Raw genomic sequence first — 1,560 nt, 5'->3', positions numbered from 1 at the left:
ATGCCGTCGGCCGGCAGGTGCGGCGCTCCCAAAACGGCGGGCTCCGCTGGCCGCTGCCGATTGCTCCCGGTTTCCGGCTCGCCCCTTCCGCGCCGGCCTGAAACCCGGCCTCGGCCCGGCAACTCTCGCCGGCAACGCCCGAGCCCTGACCGCACGACAATGCTCTTGCCACTCAAAGAAGAAAATCTGCCCTGAGCGTTGGTCGAACCTCAAAATGCCTCGCCAAACCAGCCACAACATATATACCCCGCGTCGCTGAGAACCCGAAAAGGGGTTGACAGCGGGGAAGTGATCGATTCGGGTAGGTTCCATGATTCGACCCGGATTTTTGTCTGAAGCGGAACGGCAGGCCCTGGTTGGGGTCGCGCGAAACGGTCTTGAAGAGCACCGGGTTGCGCGGCGGGCGAACGCGATTGTTCTGCTGAATGACGGTTGGAGCTGCGAGGCGGTTGGGTCGGCGCTTCTGATGGACGACGACACGATCCGTGAGTGGTTCAAAGTCTACGAGCGTGCAGGTCTGGAGGGATTGAGCGGCTTTGACCATGAAGGCAGTTCGTGCCGGTTGACGGCGGAACAGCAAGCGGCGTTGCAGGCGTGGATCACGGCGACGCTGCCGTGCAATACCAACAGGATCGGGGCGTGGCTGAAGGAGACTTATGATCTCACCTACAGCAGCTCTGGATTGATCGCGCTGCTGCATCGGCTTGAGTTTGACTATCGCAAGCCGGAGGTGATCCCTCGAAAGCTCGATGAAGCCAGGCAGAAGGCCTTCATCGAGAGCTACGAGAAGCTTCTGAACCGCCTTGAAGATGATGAAGCTGTCGTTTTCGTTGATGCGGTGCATCCGACCCATCAAGCCCGGCCCGCCGGATGTTGGGCGCCGAAGGGAACGGCCATTGCGCTTGAGCAAACCAGCGGGCGTCAACGCTTGAACGTTCATGGCGCGCTCAACCTGGAAACCGGTCAAACGCAGATGCTGGAAGTCGCAACGGTCAATGCGATGAGCCTGATCGCGCTGCTTATCGCCATCGAAGCGGCTTACCTGGGCAAACGGTGGATCCACATCTTTCTTGACAATGCTCCCTATCATCACGCCGCCTTGGTGCGCGACTGGCTGAAGAAGTCCGGACGGAGGATCGTTCTGCATTTCATCCCGCCTTATTGTCCGCATCTCGATCCGATTGAACGATGCTGGGGCGTGATGCACGAAAACACGACCCATAACCGATGTTATGGGAGCTTTGCGGAATTCAAAACGGCCGTCATGACCTTCCTGACGCGAACCGTTCCGGCAAAATGGGACCAGTTCCGCGATCGAATCACCGACAATTTCCGCGTCATATCCCCCAAGGATTTTCGGGTTATGACGTAGGCGAAGTATATGTCGCCACGATGAAGAATAACATCTACGCGTTCGACGCCGACGATGATGACCCACGTCCGGCCGGAGGATTGCTTTGGGGGCCTTTCAATCTGGGCAGGCCGGAGCAGGGACGCATCGATATCGCAGGAACGGCGCCCCCGATACCATCTTGTCCAAGCGCAGCCTATTACGGGATC

1 protein-coding gene is annotated in these 1,560 nt (G+C 58.8%); it reads left to right on the top strand.

Annotation, left to right across the window (positions count from 1 at the left end; all coding sequences use genetic code 11):
• Nucleotides 1–310: 310 nt before the first annotated feature.
• Nucleotides 311–1,372, top strand: a complete 1,062-nt coding sequence (locus tag VGP39_RS20505; RefSeq protein WP_327569922.1) for an IS630 family transposase — start codon at nucleotides 311–313, stop codon at nucleotides 1,370–1,372.
• Nucleotides 1,373–1,560 lie beyond the last annotated feature (188 nt).

Source organism: Bradyrhizobium sp. (assembly GCF_036009065.1).
Lineage (GTDB): Bacteria > Pseudomonadota > Alphaproteobacteria > Rhizobiales > Xanthobacteraceae > Bradyrhizobium.
This window is presented reverse-complemented; position numbering and strand designations above follow the sequence as displayed.

Bases quoted from the DNA above. Each gene is read 5' to 3' on its own strand.
- VGP39_RS20505 (WP_327569922.1), top strand. From the start codon at position 311: ATGATTCGACCCGGATTTTTGTCTGAAGCGGAACGGCAGGCCCTGGTT.